At 71.9% G+C, this 21930-nt stretch carries 20 protein-coding genes; 19 read left to right on the top strand and 1 reads right to left on the bottom strand.

Annotated features, from left to right (window positions below):
* Positions 1–117: 117 nt before the first annotated feature.
* The 13 genes from PV410_RS13980 (at position 118) to nusB (ending at position 12882) form a co-directional block, all read left to right on the top strand.
* Positions 118–540, top strand: coding sequence for a DUF948 domain-containing protein (locus PV410_RS13980; protein ID WP_450385979.1), 423 nt, complete (start codon positions 118–120; stop codon positions 538–540).
* Between the two features lie 5 nt (positions 541–545).
* Positions 546–836: a DUF6167 family protein gene (locus tag PV410_RS13975; protein ID WP_500324425.1), complete on the top strand. Its 291-nt coding sequence runs from the start codon at positions 546–548 to the stop codon at positions 834–836.
* On the top strand, positions 836–3505 hold the full coding sequence (gene alaS / locus PV410_RS13970; RefSeq protein ID WP_500324424.1) for an alanine--tRNA ligase: 2670 nt from the start codon (positions 836–838) through the stop codon (positions 3503–3505). The genes PV410_RS13975 and alaS overlap by 1 nt, the downstream gene beginning before the upstream one ends.
* Positions 3506–3513: 8 nt before the next feature.
* Positions 3514–3978 (top strand): Holliday junction resolvase RuvX, encoded by a 465-nt coding sequence (gene ruvX, locus PV410_RS13965; protein WP_499510782.1) that lies wholly within the window; start codon positions 3514–3516, stop codon positions 3976–3978.
* 135 nt (positions 3979–4113) lie between these two features.
* Positions 4114–5802, top strand: a complete 1689-nt coding sequence (mltG, locus tag PV410_RS13960) for an endolytic transglycosylase MltG (protein WP_500324423.1) — start codon at positions 4114–4116, stop codon at positions 5800–5802.
* A 204-nt stretch (positions 5803–6006) separates the two neighbouring features.
* On the top strand, positions 6007–6840 hold the full coding sequence (locus PV410_RS13955) for a shikimate dehydrogenase (protein ID WP_500324422.1): 834 nt from the start codon (positions 6007–6009) through the stop codon (positions 6838–6840).
* 141 nt (positions 6841–6981) lie between these two features.
* Positions 6982–8166, top strand: a complete 1185-nt coding sequence (aroC, locus tag PV410_RS13950; protein ID WP_500324421.1) for a chorismate synthase — start codon at positions 6982–6984, stop codon at positions 8164–8166.
* Positions 8163–8678: a shikimate kinase gene (locus PV410_RS13945; RefSeq protein ID WP_500324420.1), complete on the top strand. Its 516-nt coding sequence runs from the start codon at positions 8163–8165 to the stop codon at positions 8676–8678. Before aroC ends, PV410_RS13945 begins: the two co-directional genes overlap by 4 nt.
* Entirely contained in the window at positions 8675–9778 is a 1104-nt protein-coding gene (gene aroB / locus PV410_RS13940) for a 3-dehydroquinate synthase (RefSeq protein ID WP_500324419.1), read from the top strand. The genes PV410_RS13945 and aroB overlap by 4 nt, the downstream gene beginning before the upstream one ends.
* 135 nt (positions 9779–9913) lie before the next feature.
* Positions 9914–10663 carry an AAA family ATPase gene (locus PV410_RS13935; protein WP_500324418.1) on the top strand — a complete coding sequence of 250 codons (750 nt, stop codon included), beginning with the start codon at positions 9914–9916 and terminating at the stop codon, positions 10661–10663.
* A gap of 57 nt (positions 10664–10720) precedes the next feature.
* Positions 10721–11830, top strand: coding sequence for a M24 family metallopeptidase (locus PV410_RS13930; protein ID WP_500324417.1), 1110 nt, complete (start codon positions 10721–10723; stop codon positions 11828–11830).
* A gap of 54 nt (positions 11831–11884) precedes the next feature.
* A complete protein-coding gene (gene efp, locus PV410_RS13925; protein ID WP_499510774.1) occupies positions 11885–12451 on the top strand; it encodes an elongation factor P in 567 nt (188 codons plus the stop codon).
* A gap of 2 nt (positions 12452–12453) precedes the next feature.
* The gene (gene nusB, locus PV410_RS13920; RefSeq protein WP_499510773.1) at positions 12454–12882 is read left to right on the top strand and encodes a transcription antitermination factor NusB; all 429 of its coding nucleotides are present in this window, start codon (positions 12454–12456) and stop codon (positions 12880–12882) included.
* 175 nt (positions 12883–13057) lie between these two features.
* Here nusB and bldD read toward each other — a convergent pair whose 3' ends face one another.
* On the bottom strand, positions 13058–13558 hold the full coding sequence (gene bldD, locus PV410_RS13915) for a transcriptional regulator BldD (protein ID WP_018564185.1): 501 nt from the start codon (positions 13556–13558) through the stop codon (positions 13058–13060).
* Positions 13559–13856: 298 nt separating this feature from the next.
* On the opposite strand from bldD, the gene pyrR reads away from it, so the two are divergent.
* From pyrR to carB, 6 genes are all read left to right on the top strand, one after another.
* Complete coding sequence (gene pyrR / locus PV410_RS13910) at positions 13857–14429, top strand: bifunctional pyr operon transcriptional regulator/uracil phosphoribosyltransferase PyrR (RefSeq protein WP_500324416.1); 573 nt, start codon at positions 13857–13859, stop codon at positions 14427–14429.
* Positions 14430–14551: 122 nt separating this feature from the next.
* Positions 14552–15541 carry an aspartate carbamoyltransferase catalytic subunit gene (locus PV410_RS13905; protein ID WP_500324415.1) on the top strand — a complete coding sequence of 330 codons (990 nt, stop codon included), beginning with the start codon at positions 14552–14554 and terminating at the stop codon, positions 15539–15541.
* Positions 15538–16836 (top strand): dihydroorotase, encoded by a 1299-nt coding sequence (locus PV410_RS13900; protein WP_500324414.1) that lies wholly within the window; start codon positions 15538–15540, stop codon positions 16834–16836. Before PV410_RS13905 ends, PV410_RS13900 begins: the two co-directional genes overlap by 4 nt.
* Positions 16833–17396, top strand: coding sequence for a PH-like domain-containing protein (locus PV410_RS13895; protein ID WP_500324413.1), 564 nt, complete (start codon positions 16833–16835; stop codon positions 17394–17396). Before PV410_RS13900 ends, PV410_RS13895 begins: the two co-directional genes overlap by 4 nt.
* On the top strand, positions 17393–18532 hold the full coding sequence (gene carA / locus PV410_RS13890) for a glutamine-hydrolyzing carbamoyl-phosphate synthase small subunit (RefSeq protein ID WP_500324412.1): 1140 nt from the start codon (positions 17393–17395) through the stop codon (positions 18530–18532). Before PV410_RS13895 ends, carA begins: the two co-directional genes overlap by 4 nt.
* Positions 18525–21836, top strand: coding sequence for a carbamoyl-phosphate synthase large subunit (gene carB / locus PV410_RS13885; protein ID WP_500324411.1), 3312 nt, complete (start codon positions 18525–18527; stop codon positions 21834–21836). The genes carA and carB overlap by 8 nt, the downstream gene beginning before the upstream one ends.
* Positions 21837–21930 lie beyond the last annotated feature (94 nt).

Below are 21930 nucleotides of genomic sequence, written 5' to 3'. Positions count from 1 at the left end.
CGGGCCGGTGGCGGGCGGCCCCGGCCCGCAATGCGGTACGGAGCGTGCTGCCCGTCGCGATAAGGTCGGTACCTGATCGGTACCTGGTTGGCGCGGTGGATCCGAGGGAGTGGCAGCGTGTCCGGTGGAGAGGTGGCCGGCCTCATCGTGGCCGTCTTCTGGGCGATCCTGGTGTCGTTCCTCGCCGTGGCACTCGTGCGGCTCGCGCAGGCGCTCCGTCAGGCCACCCGCCTCGTGGCGGAGGTGACCGACCAGGCCGTGCCGCTGCTCGGCGAGGCCTCCGAGGCGGTCCGTTCCGCCCACGCCCAGCTGGCCCGCGTGGACACCATCACCTCCGACGTCGCCGAGGTGACCGCGAACGCCTCCGCCCTGTCCACGACCGTCGCCTCCACCTTCGGAGGCCCCCTCGTGAAGGTCGCGGCCTTCGGCTACGGCGTGCGGCGCGCGGTCACCCTCCAGGCCAAGGGCGCCGCCAAGAAGCGCACCGTGGTCGTCGGCCGGACGCTTCCGTCCGCCCGCAGCCGTAAGTCAAGGGGCTGACCTGCATGTTCCGCCGTGCCTTCTGGTTCACCGCCGGTGCCGCCGCCGGGGTGTGGGCCACCAACAAGGTCCATCGCAAGATCCGCAGCCTGACCCCTGAGAGCCTCGCGGCGAAGGCGGCCGACAAGGCCCTCGAGGCCGGGGACCGGCTGCGCACGTTCGCGCAGGACGTCCGCGCCGGGATGACCGAGCGCGAGGAACAGCTCAACGACCAGCTGGGCCGTACGGCCCCCGACCTCGACATGCCGGCCCAGCGGCCGGAGATCGCGTACCACCACCGGAAGGACGAACACTGATGGAGTCGGCAGAAATCCGCCGCCGCTGGCTGCGTTTCTTCGAAGAGCGCGGGCACACCGTCGTGCCGTCGGCGTCGCTCATCGCCGACGACCCCACGCTCCTTCTGGTGCCCGCGGGCATGGTCCCGTTCAAGCCCTACTTCCTGGGTGAGGTCAAGCCGCCCTTCCCGCGCGCCACCAGCGTGCAGAAGTGCGTCCGCACGCCCGACATCGAAGAGGTCGGCAAGACCACCCGCCACGGCACCTTCTTCCAGATGTGCGGCAACTTCTCGTTCGGCGACTACTTCAAGGAAGGCGCCATCAAGTTCGCCTGGGAGCTGCTCACCTCTCCCGTGGCGGACGGCGGTTACGGTCTCGACCCCGAGCGGCTGTGGATCACCGTCTACAAGGACGACGACGAGGCCGAGCAGATCTGGCGCGAGGTCGTGGGCGTGCCCGCCGAGCGCATCCAGCGTCTGGGCATGAAGGACAACTTCTGGTCCATGGGCGTCCCCGGCCCCTGCGGGCCGTGCTCCGAGATCAACTACGACCGCGGCCCCGAGTTCGGCGTCGAGGGCGGCCCGGCCGTCAACGACGAGCGGTACGTGGAGATCTGGAACCTGGTCTTCATGCAGTACGAGCGCGGGGAGGGGACCGGCAAGGAGGAGTTCCCGATCCTCGGCGACCTGCCCGCCCAGAACATCGACACCGGTCTCGGTCTCGAGCGTCTCGCCATGATCCTGCAGGACGTGCAGAACATGTACGAGACCGACACCCTGCGCGCGGTCATCGACAAGGCCACCGAGCTCACCGGCGTCGCCTACGGCGCCGCGCACGACTCCGACGTCTCGCTGCGCGTGGTCGCCGACCACATGCGCACCTCCGTCATGCTGATCGGCGACGGAGTCACCCCCGGCAACGAGGGCCGCGGCTACGTGCTGCGCCGCATCATGCGCCGCGCCATCCGCAACATGCGGCTGCTCGGCGCCACGGACGCCGTCGTCGGCGAACTCGTCGACACCGTCATCAAGACGATGGGCCAGCAGTACCCGGAGCTCGTCGAGGACCGCAAGCGCATCGAGACGGTCGCCCTCGCCGAGGAGACCCGCTTCCTCAAGACGCTGAAGGCCGGCACCAATGTGCTGGACACCGCCGTCACCGAGGCCAAGTCCGCCGGTTCCGGTGTGCTCTCCGGCGACAAGGCCTTCCTGCTCCACGACACCTGGGGCTTCCCGATCGACCTCACCCTCGAAATGGCCGCCGAGCAGGGCCTGTCGGTGGACGAGGACGGCTTCCGCCGCCTGATGAAGGAGCAGCGGGACCGCGCCAAGGCCGACGCCCTGGTGAAGAAGAGCGGTCATGTCGACATGTCGGCGTACCGCTCCATCGCCGACACGGCCGGGAGCACCGTCTTCACCGGGTACACCGACAACGAGGGCGAGGCCAGTGTCGTCGGCCTGCTGGTCGACGGTGTGCCCTCGCCGGCCGCCAACGAGGGCGACGAGGTCGAGGTCATCCTCGACCGCACCCCCTTCTACGCCGAGGGCGGCGGCCAGCTTGCCGACACCGGCCGCATCCGCACCGAGTCGGGCGCCGTCATCGAGGTGCGCGACGTGCAGCAGCCCGTGCCCGGCGTCACCGTGCACAAGGGCAGCGTCCAGGTCGGCGAGGTGACCGTCGGCTCCGCCGCGTTCGGCAAGATCGACCTCGGCCGCCGCCGCGCCATCGCCCGCGCCCACAGCGCCACCCACCTCACCCACCAGGCGCTGCGCGACGCGCTCGGTCCCACCGCCGCCCAGGCCGGTTCGGAGAACTCCCCGGGCCGCTTCCGCTTCGACTTCGGCTCGCCGGCCGCCGTGCCGGGCAGCGTGCTGACCGACGTCGAGCAGAAGATCAACGCCGTGCTCTCCCGCGAACTCGACGTCACCGCCGAGATCATGAGCATCGACGAGGCCAAGAAGGCCGGCGCCATCGCCGAGTTCGGCGAGAAGTACGGCGAGCGGGTGCGCGTGGTGACCATCGGCGACTACTCCAAGGAGCTCTGCGGCGGCACGCACGTCCACAACACCGCCCAGCTGGGCCTGGTCAAGCTGCTCGGCGAGTCCTCGATCGGCTCCGGCGTGCGCCGGGTCGAGGCCCTGGTCGGCGTGGACGCGTACAACTTCCTCGCCCGCGAGCACACGGTCGTGGCTCAGCTCCAGCAGCTGGTCAAGGGCCGTCCGGAGGAGCTCCCTGAGAAGATCTCCGGCATGCTCGCCAAGCTCAAGGAGGCCGAGAAGGAGATCGAGCGCTTCCGCGCCGAGAAGGTCCTGCAGGCCGCCGCCGGGCTCGCCGCCTCCGCCCAGGACGTCAAGGGTGTGGCCCTGGTCACCGGCCAGGTGCCGGACGGCACCGGCGCCGACGACCTGCGCAAGCTCGTCCTGGACGTCCGCCAGCGGATCAGCGGCGGCCGCGCCGCTGTCGTGGCCCTGTTCACCGTCGCGGGCGACCGCCCGCTGACCGTCATCGCCACCAACGAGGCGGCCCGTGAACGCGGTCTGAAGGCCGGCGAGCTGGTCCGCACCGCCGCCAAGACCCTTGGCGGCGGCGGTGGCGGCAAGCCGGACGTCGCCCAGGGCGGCGGCCAGAACGCGGACGCGGTCGGCGAGGCCATCGCCGCCGTGCAGCGCCTCGTCGCCGAGACTGCCTGAGGTCGTCGATGCGCAGGGGTCGCAGGATCGCGATCGACGTCGGGGACGCCCGCATCGGGGTCGCCTCGTGCGACCCCGACGGGCTGATCGCCACACCCGTCGAGACGGTGCCCGGCCGGGACGTCCCGGCCGCGCGCCGGCGCATCGCGCAGATCATCGAGGAGTACGAGCCGATCGAGGTCCTGGTCGGCCTGCCCCGCTCGCTCAGCGGGCGGGAGGGGCCGGCCGCGGCCAAGGCCCGCGAGTTCGCCCAGGATGTGGCGAAGATCATCTCCCCCGTTCCGGTGCGCCTCGTTGACGAGCGGATGACCACCGTCACGGCCACCCAGGGCCTGCGCGCATCGGGCGTCAAGGCCAAGAAGGGACGTTCCGTCGTCGACCAGGCGGCGGCCGTGGTCATCCTCCAGAGCGCCCTCGAGACCGAACGGGTGTCTGGTAAAGAGCCGGGCGAGAGCGTCGAACCGTTTATCTGATCGCGGTACGGTAACGTTCCGCGCAGCACGGCGGCTCCACAGTCTGATCCGTGGGTGCCGACGGGTCGGGACCCTCCCGCCCGCGCCACAAGCGCCGGCCGGCTGCCGCCTCGCGAACCGAACCGTAGGGGATCGATGACTGACTATGGCCGGAGCCCGGGCTCCGAAGCATGGCACCCCGAAGACCCTCTCTTCGGTGACCAATGGGGACAGCAGCAGCACCCGCAGCAACACCAGCACCAGCAGCACCAGCAGCACCAGCAGTATTCCCAGTACCAGCAGCACCCGCAGAACCAGCAGCAGCACCCTCAGTACCCGCAGCAGGGCGGTTGGGACCCCTACGGCGACACCGGTCAGCAGCAGCAGTACCCGTACGACCCGCAGCAGCAGTACGACTCCTGGGGCGCCCCGGCCGGCTACGGCCAGGACGGGTACGGCGGTCAGCAGCAGCCCGACTACTACGGGCAGGGCGGCTACCCGCCCCCGCAGCGGCCCGACCAGCGCTACCCGGAGCAGCAGCCCCAGTACCAGCAGCAGCCCCCGCAACAGCAGCCGCAGCAGCCGCAGCGACCGCAGCGCTCCCGGCCGGCCGAGCAGGAAGCCCCGCTCTGGGACGACGAGGGGGGCGCCGCCGACGACCACTCCTTCTTCTCCGGCGCGGACGACGACGAGGACGACGAGCCGCAGCCGGGCCGAAACGACCGGCGCGGCCGCGCGGGCAGGGGCGGCAAGACCGGGCAGGGCGGCAAGAAGCGCCGCTCCGGCATGGCGTGCCTGGTCGTGCTGGTCGTCCTCGGCGGCGGCATCGCAGGGGCCGGCTGGTTCGGCTACCGCTACTACCAGAGCAACTTCGGTCCGCCCCCGGACTTCGCCGGGCAGGGCAGCGGCGAGGTCCAGGTCGAGGTACCGCAGGGCGCGAGCGGCATCCAGATCGGCAACATCCTCAAGAAGGCCGGCGTGGTCAAGAGCGTCGACGCCTTCACCGCGGCCGTCAGCAAGGACCCCAAGGGCAACTCCATCCAGGCGGGCGTCTACGTCCTGCACAAGGAGATGGCCGCGTCCAGCGCCGTCACGATGATGCTCGACCCGAAGTCGCAGAACGTCCTGGTCATCGCCGAGGGCCTGCGCGACGTGCAGATCTACGCGATCATCGACGCCAAACTGGGGCTCGACAAGGGCGCCACCGCCAAGGTCGCCGAGGACCAGGTCGGCAAGCTCGGGCTGCCCGACTGGGCTGATGACAACAAGGACATCAAGGATCCGCTGGAGGGCTTCCTCTGGCCGAGCCGCTACAGCGTCGGCAAGGACACCAAGCCCGCCGACCTGCTGCGCAGCATGGTCACCAACGCCAAGAAGCAGTACACCAAGTACGACGTGGAGGCGAAGGCCGAGAAACTGGGGCTGGAGTCACCGCTGCAGGTCGTCACCCTGGCCAGCCTGGTGCAGGCCGAGGGCAAGTCGGACGAGGACTTCCGGAAGATGTCGCGGGTCGTCTACAACCGCCTCAAGCCGACCAACACCGAGACCAACGGCAAGCTCGAGTTCGACTCGACGTACAACTACCTGAAGAACCAGAGCGAGATCAACCTCTCGCTCAAGGAGCTCCGTACCTACGACGACGCCTACAACACGTACTACTACCGGGGGCTCCCGCCGGGGCCGATCGGCAACCCCGGAGCGAAGGCGCTGGCCGCGGCCATGGATCCCGAACCGGGCAAGTGGTACTACTTCATCTCCCTCGACGGGCACACGACCAAGTTCACGGAGACGCTCGCGGAGCACGACAAGCTCGCCAAGGAGTTCGACAAGAAGCACAACGGCTGAGCCGCCGCCGGGGCGCCGCACGGAGAACGTCCCCCGTGCGGCGCCCCGCTGCCGTCCCGAGCGCCGCCCGGACCGGGCGGATCTTGAGGCCCTAGACTCGACCGGGCGTCCCCTCCGCCGGCCGGACGGGGGGCGGCCCGGATCGACGGACACCACGCAGCCGAGGGGACCAGCCCATGACGAAGAGCCCGCGGGGGGCCGCGCGTGCCTAGGGCAGCGGTCCTCGGAACGCCGATCACGCACTCCCTCTCCCCGGTGCTGCACCGCGCCGCCTACGCGGAACTGGGGCTGGCCGACTGGACGTACGACCGCTTCGAGGTCGACGAGGCCGCGCTGCCCGGTTTCCTGGCCCGGCTGGGCGAACTGCCCGGCGGTGGACGCTGGGCCGGGCTGTCGCTGACCATGCCGCTCAAGCGGGCGGTCATCCCGCTGCTGGACGAGGTCAGCGCCACCGCCTCGGCCGTCGAGGCCGTGAACACGCTGGTGCTCACCGAGGACGGACGCCGGCTGGGCGACAACACCGACATCCCCGGGATGGTGGCGGCCCTGCACGAGCGCGGCGTCGGACGTGTCGGCTCCGCCGCCGTGCTCGGCGCCGGGGCGACCGCCTCGTCCGCGCTGGCCGCGCTGGCGCAGATCTGCGACGGCGAGGTCACCGCGTACGTGCGCAGCGACACCCGCGCCGGCGAGATGCGGCAGTGGGGCGAGCGGCTCGGTGTGGCCGTGCGGACGGCCGCCTGGGAGGACGCCGAACAGGCCCTGGCCGCGCCCCTGGTGATCTCCACGACGCCGGCCGGCACCGCCGACGCGCTCGCCGCCGCCGTGCCCGAGCGTCCCGGCACGCTCTTCGACGTGCTGTACGACCCCTGGCCCACCACCTTGGCGTCGGCCTGGGCGGAGCGGGGCGGGGCCGTCGTCGGCGGACTCGACCTGCTGGTGCACCAGGCGGTGCTGCAGGTGGAGCTGATGACCGGCCGCAAGCCGGCCCCCCTGGCGGCCATGCGGGCGGCCGGCGAGGCGGCGCTGCACCGCCCCTGACCGGTCCGGAGGTGTCCACGGCGCTGTCCGCCCAGCGGACCGCGCCCCGCCTTCGCCGCGGGACGTGAAAGGATCGGTTTACGCACGGATGGTCCGGTCCGCCTCGCCGCGGTCCGGGCGATGATGAAGGAGCGAGCACCGTTGAGCAGGTTGCGCTGGCTGACCGCGGGGGAGTCGCACGGCCCCGCACTCGTCGCGACGCTGGAGGGTCTGCCCTCCGGTGTGCCGATCACCACCGAGATGGTGGCGGACCACCTCGCGCGGCGGCGGCTCGGCTACGGCCGCGGTGCCCGTATGAAGTTCGAGCAGGACCAGGTCACCTTCCTCGGCGGCGTGCGCCACGGGCTCACCCTGGGCTCCCCGGTCGCGGTCATGGTGGGGAACACCGAGTGGCCCAAGTGGGAGCAGGTCATGGCGGCCGACCCGGTCGACCCCGAGGTCCTCGCCGGGCTCGCCCGCAACGCCCCGCTGACCCGGCCCCGCCCCGGCCACGCCGACCTCGCCGGCATGCAGAAGTACGGCTTCGACGAGGCCCGGCCGATCCTGGAGCGCGCCTCCGCCCGCGAGACCGCGGCCCGTGTCGCACTCGGCGCCGTGGCCCGCTCCTACCTCAAGGAGACGGCGGGCATCGAGATCGTCTCCCACGTGGTGGAGCTCGCCTCGGCCAAGGCCCCGTACGGCGTGTACCCCACCCCCGCCGACGTCGACAGGCTCGACGCCGACCCCGTGCGCTGCCTGGACGCCGACGCCAGCAAGCGGATGGTCGCCGAGATCGACCAGGCCCACAAGGACGGCGACACGCTCGGCGGCGTCGTCGAGGTGCTCGCCTACGGCGTGCCCGTCGGCCTCGGCAGTCACGTGCACTGGGACCGCCGGCTGGACGCCCGGCTGGCCGCCGCCCTCATGGGCATCCAGGCCATCAAGGGCGTCGAGGTCGGCGACGGCTTCGAGCTCGCCCGCGTCCCCGGCTCCAAGGCGCACGACGAGATCGTCGCCACGCAGGACGGCATCCGCCGCTCCACGGGCCGTTCCGGCGGCACCGAGGGCGGCCTGAGCACCGGCGAGCTGCTGCGGGTGCGGGCCGCGATGAAGCCCATCGCCACCGTGCCGCGTGCGCTGGCCACCGTGGACGTGAACACCGGCGAGGCCACCCAGGCCCACCACCAGCGTTCCGACGTCTGTGCCGTCCCGGCCGCGGGCATCGTCGCCGAGGCGATGGTCGCCCTGGTCCTGGCCGACGCGGTCGCGGAGAAGTTCGGCGGCGACAGCGTCACCGAGACCCGTCGCAACGTGCGCGGCTACCTCGACAACCTGGTGATCCGATGAGCGGCCCCGTCGTCGTCCTGGTCGGCCCGATGGGGGTCGGCAAGAGCACCGTCGGCGAGCTGCTCGCCCTGCGGCTGGGCACGACCTGCCGCGACACCGACGCCGACATCGTCGAGGCCGAGGGCCGTCCGATCGCGGACATCTTCGTCGAGGACGGCGAGGAGCACTTCCGCGCCCTGGAGGCCGGGGCCGTCCGCGTCGCGCTCGCCGAGCACCAGGGCGTGCTCGCGCTCGGCGGCGGCTCGATCCTCGACGAGGACACCCGCAAACTGCTCGCCGGGCTGCCCGTGGTCTTCCTCGACATGGACGTCGCCGAAGCCGTCAAGCGCGTCGGCCTCGACGCCGCCCGCCCCCTGCTCGCCGTCAACCCGCGGCGGCAGTGGCGCGAGCTGATGGAAGCCCGCCGCCCGCTGTACACCGAGGTCGCCCGCGCCGTGGTCAGCACGGAGGGCCGGACCCCCGAGGACGTCGCGGACGCCGTCCTGGACGCACTGGAGCTGAAGAACGCATGACGGAGCACGCCGCCCACACCCCCATCCGCATCCAGGTCGGGGGCAGTGCGGGCACCGAGCCGTACGAGGTGCTGGTCGGCCGGCAGCTGCTCGGCGAGCTGCCGGGCCTGATCGGCGACAAGGCGGTGCGGGTCGCCGTCATCCACCCCGAGGCCCTGGAGGCCACCGGCCAGGCGCTGCGCGAGGACCTGGCGGAGCAGGGCTACGAGGCCGTCGCCATCCAGGTGCCCAACGCCGAGGAGGCCAAGACCACCGAGGTCGCGGCGTACTGCTGGCGGGCGCTCGGGCAGTCGGGATTCACCCGTACGGATGTCATCGTCGGCGTCGGCGGCGGTGCCACCACCGACCTCGCCGGGTTCGTCGCGGCGACGTGGCTGCGCGGGGTCCGCTGGGTCGCCGTGCCGACCACCGTGCTCGGCATGGTGGACGCCGCGGTCGGCGGCAAGACGGGCATCAACACCGCCGAGGGCAAGAACCTCGTCGGCGCCTTCCACCCGCCCGCCGGGGTGCTCTGCGACCTCGCGGCGCTGGAGTCGCTGCCGGTCAACGACTACGTCAGCGGTCTCGCCGAGATCATCAAGGCCGGCTTCATCGCCGACCCCGTGATCCTGGACCTGATCGAGCAGGACCCGGCCGCCGCCCGCGGCCCCGAGGGCCCGCACACCGCGGAGCTCCTCGAGCGCGCCATCCGCGTCAAGGCCGAGGTGGTCTCCGCGGACCTCAAGGAGTCGGGCCTGCGCGAGATCCTCAACTACGGCCACACCCTCGGCCACGCCATCGAGAAGAACGAGCGCTACAACTGGCGGCACGGCGCCGCCGTCTCCATCGGCATGGTGTTCGCCGCCGAACTCGGCCGCCTGGCCGGCCGTCTGGACGACGCCACCGCCGACCGTCACCGCTCCGTGCTGGAGTCCGTCGGCCTGCCGCTGACCTACCGCGGAGACCAGTGGCCGCGGCTGCTGGAGACGATGAAGGTGGACAAGAAGTCGCGCGCCGACCGGTTGCGCTTCATCGTGCTGGACGGCCTCGCCAAGCCGACCGTCCTGGAGGCCCCCGACCCCGGGGTGCTCCTCGCCGCCTACGCGGAGATCTCCAAGTAGGCCCGCACGCGCACGGGACGGCGGATCCCGAACGGCCGGGCACCCCGTGGGCCGCCCGGCCGTTCACACAACTGCGGCCGTTGACGGTACCGTTCGGTCGAACCTGAAAGCTCTTGTACGGACGGAGTGGCCTCGATGCAGCATGCCGTGGGTGCGCCGCTGCCACCGCCGCACGGTGGGCAGCAGGCCGGGCAGCCAGGGCCGCCGCCGCAGCCCCCGGGCACCACCGGCCACTTCCCGATGGCCCAGGGAGCCCCCGTCCAGCACCCGGTCCAGCCGCCCCCGCAGCCCGCGGCCGGCGGCGGCGCTCCGTTCACGGGCACCACGCACGGCCCCGTCGCTGTCCTGCTGATCGGCGCGGCCGGCGCGGGCAAGACGACCATCGCCCGGCACTGGGCCGACCACCGGGGCGTACCGACCGCCCACATCAGCCTGGACGACGTCCGCGAGTGGGTCCGCTCCGGCTTCGCCGACCCGCAGTCCGGCTGGAACGACCACTCCGAGGCGCAGTACCGCCTCGCCCGCCGCACCTGCGGCTTCGCGGCCCGCAACTTCCTGGCGAACGGCATCTCCTGCATCATCGACGACGCGGTCTTCCCCGACCGCCCGGTCGTCGGCCTCGGCGGCTGGAAGCGGCACGTGGGGCCCGGTCTGCTACCCGTCGTCCTCCTCCCCGGCCTCGACATCGTGCTGGCCCGCAACGCCCAGCGCAGCGGCAACCGGCGCCTGTCGGACGAGGAGGTCGCCCGCATCCACGGCCGCATGGCCGGCTGGTACGGCTCGGGGCTGCCGATCATCGACAACTCCCACCTGGACGTCGCCGCGGCCGCCGCCGCGCTCGACAGCGTCGTCACCCGCAGCCTCCAGGGCCCGCCCGCCTGGTAGCCACCGCCCGGCGGCTCTCGACAGGCCGACCGGCGGCCCGCGACGTACGCTCGCCACATGTCCGAGGTGCACGCTGCCCGCAGGGAACGCCTCCGGGACCGTTGCGCGGCGGCCGGATCGGCGGCGGCGCTCGTCTCGCGTCCCGCCAACGTCCGCTACCTGACGGGCTGCGCCCCGCCGGGGACCGTGCTGCTCGTGGGGCCGGGTCCCGAGGACGTGCTGGTCCACCACCGTCACCCGTCCGGCGACCTGGCCGAGGGCCGGCTCCCGGACGACGTGCGGGCCGTCGTCCTGTCCGGCCCCGACGGCGACCCGGCGGTCACCGCCGCCGCGCTGGCCGCGGACCGCAAGGCGGAGGCCCTGGCGGTCGAGGAGCACCACCTCACCGTCGCGCGGCACCGCGCCGTCGGCAGCGCCGCGCCGGGCGTGATCCTGTCCGACCTCGGCTCGGCCGTGGAGCAGCTCCGCCTGGTCAAGGACGAGCAGGAGATCTCCGCGTTGCGGATCGCCGCCGAGATCGCCGACCAGGCGCTCAGCGAACTCCTGGAGTCGATCCTGGTGGGCCGCACCGAACGCCACCTCGCCCTGGAGCTGGAGCGCCGCCTCATCGACCACGGCGCCGACGGCCCGGCCTTCCCCACCTGCGTGGGCACCGGCCCCCATTCGGGTGCGGCGCGCCATCTGCCCACCGACCGGCGGGTCGAGGAGGGCGACTTCCTCACCGTGTGCCTGGGCGCCTGCTACCGCGGCTACCGCTGTGAGGTGGGGCGCACCTTCGTCATCGGCACCTCGCCCGCGGACTGGCAGATCGAGCTGTACGACCTGGTCTTCGCGGCCCAGCGGGCCGGCCGCGAGGCCCTCGCACCCGGCGCCGCCTGCCGCGACGTGGACCACGCCGCACGCCACGTACTGGAGTCCGGGGGCCACGGCGAGGCCCTGGGGGAGTCCACCGGACACGGCGTCGGACTGGAGATCGGCGAGGACCCGCGGTTGTCCCCCTCGGCCATGGGTAAACTGGACGCTTGCGTGCCGGTCACCGTCGAACCGGGAGTCCACATCCCGGGCCGTGGCGGTGTCCGCATCGACGACACACTCGTCGTGCGTCCACCGACGGACGGCGGGCCCGAGCTACTCACCATCACGACCAAGGAGCTGCTCGCCCTGTAGAGGGCGGCCGCGGCTCCGGGTCCCCGAAGCAGCAGTGCAGGAGATTCCGCAACCGTGGCCACCACGAACGACCTCAAGAACGGCCTCGTGCTCAAGCTCGACGGCGGCCAGCTCTGGTCCGTCGTCGAGTTCCAGCACGTCAAGCCCGGCAAGGGCCCCGCCTTCGTCCGTACGAAGCTCAAGAACGTGCTCTCCGGAAAGGTCGTCGACAAGACCTTCAACGCCGGCGTGAAGGTCGAGACGGCCAACGTCGACAAGCGCGGGATGCAGTTCTCCTACAAGGACGGCGAGAGCTTCGTGTTCATGGACATGGACACGTACGACCAGATCTACATCACCCCCGAGGTCGTCGGCGACGCCGCCCACTTCCTCCTGGAGGGCTTCGAGGCCGTCGTCGCCATGTACGAGGGCTCCCCGCTCTACATCGAGCTCCCGGCCGCCGTCGAGCTGGTCATCGAGTACACCGAGCCCGGCGTCCAGGGCGACCGCTCCACCGGGGGCACCAAGCCCGCCAAGCTGGAGACCGGCTACGAGATCGGCGTCCCGCTCTTCATCACCACCGGTGAGAAGATCAAGGTCGACACCCGCTCGGGTGAGTACCTCGGCCGGGTGACCAGCTAACCGTGGCTGCTCGTAACAAGGCCCGCAAGCGCGCCTTCCAGATCCTCTTCGAGGCGGAGCAGCGGGGTGTCAGCCCCAAGACCGCCATGGCGGACTGGATCAGGCTCGCCCGGACCGACGACCGGCAGCCGCCGGTCAGCGAATACACGATGCAGCTCATCGAGGGCTACGCCGAACGGGCGAGGCGCATCGACGAACTGCTGTCGAAGCACGCCGTGGGCTGGACCCTCGACCGGATGCCGGTGACCGACCGGAACATCCTGCGGCTCGGCGCCTACGAGCTGATCTGGGAGGACGACGTCCCCGACGCCGTCGTCCTGGACGAGGCCGTGCAGCTGGCCAAGGAGTTCTCCACCGAGGAGTCGCCCTCGTTCGTGAACGGCCTGCTGGCCCGTCTCAAGGAGCTGAAGCCCAGCCTCCGGGAGGACTAGCCCCCGACACCGCCCACCGGGCCCGGAACGCCGCGCGTTCCGGGCCCGTGGCGTGCCCGGCCGGCGCCTTGCACGCCGTGCCGGGGCGGGCGACGGGAGGGCAAACACAACCGCCCCTCGGACGCGGCCTGGCGGCCGCGCCCAAGGGGCGGGACGTTTCTGCTTCCCGAGGGCGTCAGCCCTCCTCGTGCTGCACCGCGCGCCGTGCGTCCGCGTCGAGGACGCCCCAGCTGATCAGCTGCTCGGTCAGGACCGAGGGCGACTGGTCGTAGATGACGGCGAGGGTGCGCAGGTCGTCCTGGCGGATCGACAGCACCTTGCCGTTGTAGTCGCCGCGCTGGCTCTGGATGGTCGCGGCGTAGCGCTGCAGCGGACCGGCCTTGTCGGACGGCACCTGGCTCAGTCGCTCGAGGTCGAGGACGAGCTTCGGCGGCGGCTCGGCGGCACCGCCGGGCGCGGAACCGGGCAGCAGCTCCTGGACCGGAACGCCGTAGAAGTCGGCGAGCTCGGCGAGGCGCTGCACGGTCACGGCGCGGTCGCCGCGCTCGTAGGAACCGACCACCACGGCCTTCCAGCGGCCCTGGGACTTCTCCTCGACACCGTGGAGGGAGAGTCCCTGCTGTGTGCGGATGGCGCGGAGCTTCGCTCCGAGCTGCTTGGCGTAATCGCTGGACATATGGCTCCCCGGACGGAAACTCAGTAACTCACTGTGAGGTTACGCAGCGTAATTGGAATCCGTCAAGCCGAATGGTCCACACCGGTCCCCCGGAAGAGCGAGGAATGGCCGGTCAACGGCCTTTCGGCCGGGATCTGCAGTCGATCGTGGTACGGGTGGCGGACCCGCCCCGAGAGCCGCGCCAGGCGGCCGCCAGGCCCCGCCAGGGAGCACGCCAGGGTGCCTGATACGGTTGACCCGTACGTTTTGGCGTCCTTTAAGGCCCGTCCAGTGAGGCGGGGAAGGAGGTCCCTTTTCCATGACCGTCATCGGTTCCGATCCGGTCCGGCCCGTCCTCGAGGCCCCGGACATCGCGCGGGTGCTGACCCGCATCGCGCACGAGATCGTCGAACGCGCCAAGGGCGCGGACGACGTGGTTCTCCTCGGCATCCCCACCCGCGGGGTCCATCTGGCCCGCAGGCTCGCCGACAAACTCGACGGCATCACCGGCGGCAAGACCCCGGTCGGCTCGCTCGACATCACCATGTACCGCGACGACCTGCGGCTCGGCCCGGCGCGCGCGCTCGCCCGCACCGAGATCCCGGCCGACGGGGTGGACGGCCGGCTGGTCGTCCTCGTCGACGACGTGCTCTTCTCCGGCCGCACGATCCGCGCCGCCCTCGACGCGCTGGGCGACATCGGCCGCCCCCGCGCCGTGCAGCTGGCCGTCCTGGTCGACCGCGGCCACCGCGAGCTGCCCATCAGGGCCGACTACGTCGGCAAGAACATCCCCACCTCGCTGCGCGAGACCGTCAAGGTCCACCTGACCGAGGAGGACGGGCGCGACTGCGTCCTGCTCGGCGTACGCGACGGCTCCCCGGCGGACGAGTAGCCGCGGGCCCGCCCCGGCTCCCGGGGCAGCGCCCTGCCCGCCCGTCCCCGCCCCGGCCTGCCCGGGAGACGTGGCGTGCCGCCACCCAGTCCGCCCCCGCACGCATCCTCCGGAGTGACCCGATGAAGCGCCACCTGATCTCGGCCGCCGACCTCACCCGTGACGACGCCCTCCTCGTGCTCGACACGGCGGAGGAGATGGCCCGCGTCGCCGACCGCCCCATCAAGAAACTGCCGACCCTGCGCGGCCGCACGGTCGTCAACCTCTTCTTCGAGGACTCGACCCGCACCCGCATCTCCTTCGAGGCCGCCGCCAAGCGCCTGTCGGCCGACGTGATCAACTTCTCCGCCAAGGGCTCCTCGGTGTCCAAGGGCGAGTCCCTGAAGGACACCGCCCTCACCCTGGAGGCCATGGGCGCCGACGCCGTCGTCATCCGCCACCACATGTCCGGCGCCCCGCACCGGCTGGCGTACTCCGACTGGATCGGCGGCAGCGTCGTCAACGCCGGCGACGGCACCCACGAGCACCCCACGCAGGCCCTGCTCGACGCCTTCACCATGCGCCGCCACCTGTCCGGCCCCGGCCGCGACCTGGCGGGACGCCGCATCACCATCGTCGGCGACGTGCTGCACAGCCGGGTGGCCCGCTCCAACGTGCTGCTGCTGGGCACGCTCGGCGCCGAGGTCACCCTGGTGGCGCCGCCCACCCTGCTGCCGATCGGCGTCGAGAACTGGCCCTGCGAGGTCTCCTACGACCTGGACGCGGTGCTCGCCAAGTCCGACGCCGTGATGATGCTGCGCGTCCAGCGCGAACGCATGAACGCCGCCTTCTTCCCCACCGAGCGCGAGTACTCCCGCCGCTACGGCCTCGACGGCCTGCGCATGGCCGCGCTGCCCGAGCACGCCGTCGTCATGCACCCCGGCCCGATGAACCGCGGCATGGAGATCACCGCCGAGGTCGCCGACTCGCCGCGCTGCACCGCGGTCGAGCAGGTGAAGAACGGCGTCAGCATCCGCATGGCCGTCCTGTACCTGCTGCTCGGCGGCGCCGAGCCCGCCGTCTCCGCCCCCGCCCCCGCCCCCGCCCGCACCGAGGAGAACAACCAAGCATGAGCGCGACCCCGAAGACGCTGATCCGCGGCGCGAGGATCCTCGGCGGAGAGCCGCAGGACGTCCTGATCGACGGCGAGACCATCGCCGAGGTCGGCCCGGACCTGACCGCCCCCGAGGGGGCCACGGTGGTCGAGGCCGAGGGCAAGGTCCTCCTGCCGGGCCTGGTCGACCTCCACACGCACCTGCGCGAACCCGGTCGTGAGGACTCCGAGACCGTCCTCACCGGCACGCGGTCGGCCGCCGCGGGCGGCTACACCGCCGTCCACGCGATGGCCAACACCTTCCCCGTCGCCGACACCGCCGGCGTCGTCGAGCAGGTCTGGCGCCTTGGCCGCGAGCACGGCTACTGCGACGTCCAGCCGGTCGGCGCCGTCACCGTGGGCCTGGAGGGCAAGAAGCTCGCCGAGCTCGGCGCGATGGCCGACTCCGCCGCCGGTGTGCGGGTCTTCTCCGACGACGGCAAGTGCGTCGACGACGCCGTGATGATGCGCCGCGCCCTGGAGTACGTGAAGGCCTTCGACGGCGTCGTCGCCCAGCACGCCCAAGAGCCCCGGCTCACCGAGGGCGCCCAGATGAACGAGGGCCTCGTCTCCGGCGAGCTGGGCCTGACCGGCTGGCCCGCCGTCGCCGAGGAGTCGATCATCGCCCGTGACGTGCTGCTCGCCGCGCACGTCGGCTCCCGCGTGCACATCTGCCACCTGTCCACGGCCGGCTCGGTCGAGATCGTCCGCTGGGCCAAGTCCAAGGGCTGGGACGTCACCGCCGAGGTCACCCCGCACCACCTGCTCCTCACCGACGAGCTGGTGCGCACCTACAACCCGGTCTACAAGGTCAACCCGCCGCTGCGCACCGAGGCCGACGTCATGGCGCTGCGCGAGGCGCTCGCCGACGGCACGATCGACTGCGTCGCCACCGACCACGCCCCGCACCCGCACGAGGACAAGGACTGCGAGTGGGGCGCGGCGGCCATGGGCATGATCGGCCTGGAGACCGCGCTGTCGGTCGTCCAGCACGCCATGGTGGACACGGGCCTGCTCGACTGGGCCGGCGTCGCCGACCGGATGTCGTTCCGTCCCGCGGAGATCGGCCGGCTCTCCGGCCACGGACGGCCCGTCTCGGCTGGTGAGCCCGCGAACCTCACCCTGGTCGATCCGGCATACCGTGGTGTGGTGAATCCCGCGGGCTTCGCCTCCCGCAGCCGCAACACCCCGTACGAGGGTCTGGAGCTGCCGGGCCAGGTGTTCGCCACCTTCCTGCGGGGCAAGGCGACGGTCATGGACGGGAAGCTCTCGTGACACCTCTGGTACTCATCGCGGCGGAGGGGAAGCACTCCGCCGAGGTCACCGACTGGTCGGCCCGCATCGGCTGGGTCGTCGGGCTGCTGCTGTTCATCGCCCTCGTCTACTGGCTGATGCGCCAGGGCTGGAAGTGGCGCGGCACCCTCCAGAGCGACCTGCCCGCCCTGCCCACCGCCCCCGAGGAGCCCGGCGAGCCCCGGCTCACCCTGAGCGGCCGCTACCACGGCAGCACCACCGCCGGGCAGTGGCTGGACCGCATCGTCGCCCACGGGCTGGGCGTGCGCAGCCGGGTCGAGCTCACCCTCACCGACCGGGGACTGGACGCCCGGCGCACCGGCGCGCCGAGCTTCTTCGTCCCGGCCGCGGACCTGCGCGGCGCACGCCTCGACAAGGGCATCGCCGGAAAGGTCCTCACCGAGGGCGGCCTGCTGGTGGTCACCTGGGCGCACGGCGACCGGCTGATCGACTCCGGCTTCCGCTCGGACCACGCCGCCGAGCACGCCGCGTGGGTCGAGGCCCTGAACACTCTCACGCACGACCAGGAAGGCGCACGATGACGACCTCCACCCAGCGGCCCGCGAGGGTCCCTGCCGTACTCGTCCTGGAGGACGGCCGCACCTTCCGCGGCCGCGCCTACGGGGCCGTGGGGGAGACCTTCGGCGAGGCCGTCTTCTCCACCGGCATGACCGGCTACCAGGAGACCCTGACCGACCCGTCGTACCACCGCCAGGTCGTCGTCATGACCGCCCCGCACGTCGGCAACACCGGCGTCAACGACGAGGACCCGGAGTCCTCCCGCATCTGGGTGGCCGGTTACGTCGTCCGCGACCCCGCCCGCGTACCGTCCAACTGGCGCTCCCGTCGCACCCTGGACGAGGAGCTGACCCGTCAGGGCGTCGTCGGCATCAGCGGCATCGACACCCGGGCGCTGACCCGGCACCTGCGCGAGCGCGGCGCGATGCGCGTCGGCATCTTCTCCGGCGACAAGGCGCGGACCGACGAGGCCGCGCTCCTGGCCGCGGTCCAGGCCAGCCCCCAGATGAAGGGCGCCGACCTGTCGGCCGAGGTCGCCACCAAGGAGCCGTACGTCGTCCCGGCGGTCGGCGAGAAGAAGTTCACCGTCGCCGCGATCGACCTCGGCATCAAGGGGATGACCCCGCAGCGCATGGCCGAACGCGGCATCGAGGTGCACGTGCTGCCCGCGGGCGCCACCCTGGACGAGGTCTACGCGGTCAACCCCGACGGCGTGTTCCTCTCCAACGGCCCCGGAGACCCGGCCACCGCCGACCTGACCGTCATCCAGGGCGTCCTGCAGCGCAGGACCCCGCTGTTCGGCATCTGCTTCGGCAACCAGCTGCTCGGCCGCGCCGTCGGCTTCGGCACCTACAAGCTGAAGTACGGCCACCGCGGCATCAACCAGCCGGTGCAGGACCGTTCCACCGGCAAGGTCGAGGTCACCGCCCACAACCACGGCTTCGCCGTGGACGCGCCGCTCGACCAGGTCAGCGACACCCCGTACGGGCGGGTCGAGGTCTCCCACGTGTGCCTCAACGACGACGTGGTCGAGGGCCTGCGGCTGCTCGACACCCCCGCCTTCAGCGTCCAGTACCACCCCGAGGCCGCCGCGGGTCCGCACGACGCCGCGTACCTGTTCGACCGCTTCGTGAAGCTCATGGAGGGCCAGCGTGCCTAAGCGCACCGATATCCAGTCCGTCCTGGTCATCGGCTCCGGCCCGATCGTCATCGGCCAGGCCGCCGAGTTCGACTACTCCGGCACCCAGGCCTGCCGCGTCCTGCGCGGCGAGGGCCTGCGCGTGATCCTGGTCAACTCCAACCCGGCCACGATCATGACCGACCCGGAGATCGCCGACGCCACCTACGTCGAGCCGATCACCCCCGAGTTCGTCGAGAAGATCATCGCCAAGGAGCGCCCCGACGCGCTCCTGCCCACCCTGGGCGGCCAGACCGCGCTCAACACCGCGATCTCGCTCCACAAGGCGGGCGTCCTCGACAAGTACGGGGTCGAGCTGATCGGCGCCAACGTCGAGGCCATCAACAAGGGCGAGGACCGCGACCTGTTCAAGGACGTCGTCGAGGCCGTCCGCGCCAAGATCGGCCACGGCGAGTCCGCCCGCTCGGTCATCTGCCACACCATGGACGACGTCCTCGCCGGCGTCGACACCCTCGGCGGCTACCCCGTCGTCGTCCGCCCCTCCTTCACCATGGGCGGCGCCGGCTCCGGCTTCGCCCACGACGAGGAGGAGCTGCGCCGCATCGCCGGCCAGGGCCTGACGCTCTCCCCGACCACCGAGGTGCTCCTCGAGGAGTCCATCCTCGGCTGGAAGGAGTACGAGCTGGAGCTGATGCGCGACAAGCACGACAACGTCGTGGTCGTCTGCTCCATCGAGAACTTCGACCCCATGGGCGTGCACACCGGTGACTCCATCACCGTCGCGCCCGCGATGACGCTGACCGACCGCGAGTACCAGATCCTGCGTGACGTCGGCATCGCCGTCATCCGCGAGGTCGGCGTCGACACCGGCGGCTGCAACATCCAGTTCGCCGTCAACCCCGAGGACGGCCGGGTCATCGTGATCGAGATGAACCCGCGGGTCTCCCGCTCCTCGGCGCTCGCCTCCAAGGCGACCGGCTTCCCGATCGCCAAGATCGCCGCCAAGCTCGCCGTCGGCTACACCCTCGACGAGATCCCCAACGACATCACCGAGCAGACCCCGGCCTCCTTCGAGCCGACGCTCGACTACGTCGTCGTCAAGGTGCCGCGCTTCGCCTTCGAGAAGTTCCCCGCCGCCGACGCCACCCTCACCACCACCATGAAGTCGGTCGGCGAGGCCATGGCCATCGGCCGCAACTTCCCCGAGGCGCTGCAGAAGGCACTGCGCTCCCTGGAGAAGAAGGGCAGCCAGTTCGCCTTCACCGGCGACCCGGGCGACAAGGGCGAGTTGCTGCTCGCCGCCCGGCGCCCCACCGACGGCCGGATCAACACCGTCATGCAGGCGATCCGGGCCGGCGCCACCCCGCAGGAGGTCTTCGACGCCACGAAGATCGACCCCTGGTTCGTGGACCAGCTCTTCCTGATCAAGGAGATCGCCGACGAGCTCGCGGCCGCCGACAAGCTCGACCCCGAGCTGCTCGCCGAGGCCAAGCGGTACGGCTTCTCCGACGCCCAGCTCGCCGCGGTCCGCGGCCTGCGCGAGGACGTCGTCCGCGAGGTCCGGCACGCGCTGGGCGTCCGGCCGGTCTACAAGACGGTCGACACCTGCGCCGCCGAGTTCGCCGCCCGCACCCCGTACTTCTACTCGTCCTACGACGAGGAGAGCGAGGTCGCGCCGCGCGAGAAGCCCGCGGTGATCATTCTGGGGTCCGGTCCCAACCGCATCGGCCAGGGCATCGAGTTCGACTACTCGTGCGTCCACGCCTCCTTCGCGCTGAGCGACGCGGGCTACGAGACCGTCATGGTCAACTGCAACCCCGAGACCGTCTCCACCGACTACGACACCTCCGACCGGCTCTACTTCGAGCCGCTCACCCTGGAGGACGTCCTGGAGATCGTCCACGCCGAGCAGCAGGCCGGCCCCGTCGCCGGCGTCATCGTCCAGCTCGGCGGCCAGACCCCGCTCGGCCTGGCCCAGGCCCTGAAGGACAACGGCGTGCCGGTCGTCGGCACCTCGCCCGAGGCCATCCACCTCGCCGAGGACCGCGGCGCCTTCGGCCGCGTCCTGGACCGGGCGGGCCTGCCCGCCCCCAAGCACGGCACCGCCACCACCTTCGAGAAGGCCAAGGCCATCGCCGACGAGATCGGCTACCCGGTCCTGGTGCGGCCCTCGTACGTGCTCGGCGGCCGCGGCATGGAGATCGTCTACGACGAGACCCGCCTCGCCTCCTACATCGCCGAGTCCACCGAGATCGGCCCGGACCGCCCCGTGCTGGTCGACCGCTTCCTCGACGACGCCATCGAGATCGACGTCGACGCGCTCTACGACGGCCACGAGCTCTACCTCGGCGGCGTCATGGAGCACATCGAGGAGGCCGGCATCCACTCCGGCGACTCCGCGTGCGCCCTGCCCCCGATCACCCTCGGCGGGCACGACGTCAAGCGGCTGCGCGCCTCCACCGAGGCCATCGCCAAGGGCGTCGGCGTCCAGGGCCTGATCAACATCCAGTTCGCCCTGGCCGGGGACATCCTCTACGTGCTGGAGGCCAACCCGCGCGCCTCCCGCACCGTGCCCTTCACCTCCAAGGCGACGGCGGTCCCGCTGGCCAAGGCGGCCGCCCGCATCTCGCTCGGCGCCACCATCGCCGAGCTGCGCACCGAGGGACTCCTCCCGGCCCACGGCGACGGCGGCACCCTGCCGCTGGACGCGCCGATCTCCGTCAAGGAGGCCGTGCTGCCCTGGAGCCGCTTCCGCGACGTGCACGGCCGGGGCGTCGACACCATCCTCGGCCCGGAGATGCGCTCCACCGGCGAGGTCATGGGCATCGACTCGGTATTCGGCACGGCGTACGCAAAGTCGCAGGCCGCCGCCTACGGTGCGCTGCCGACCAAGGGCCGCGCCTTCGTCTCGGTCGCCAACCGCGACAAGCGCGCGCTGATCTTCCCGGCCCGGGCGCTGGTCGAGCACGGCTTCGAGCTGCTGGCCACCTCCGGCACCGCCGAGGTACTCAAGCGCAACGGCATCGAGGCCACCGTGGTGCGCAAGAAGAGCGAGGGCACCGGCCCCAACGGCGAGCCGACCATCATCGAGCTCATCCACGAGGGCGCCATCGACCTCATCGTCAACACCCCGTTCGGCACCGGCGGCCGCCTCGACGGCTACGACATCCGCACCGCGGCCGTCGCCCGCGGCGTCCCGTGCCTGACGACGGTGCAGGCGCTCGCCGCCGCCGTCCAGGGCGTCGACGCGCTCAACCGGGGCGACGTCGGGGTCCGCTCCCTGCAGGAACACGCGGAACACCTGACCGCCGCCCGCGAGGCGTAGGCCCGGGAGGGGGACACCGGTCCGGTGTCCCCCTCTCCACGAGCCCCCGCGCCCTGCCCCCGTGGCCCGCGGCACGGGGGGACCCCCAGCCCGC

The sequence above is a fragment of the Streptomyces sp. PA03-5A genome (assembly GCF_033792725.1).
Lineage (GTDB): Bacteria > Actinomycetota > Actinomycetes > Streptomycetales > Streptomycetaceae > Actinacidiphila.
This window is presented reverse-complemented; position numbering and strand designations above follow the sequence as displayed.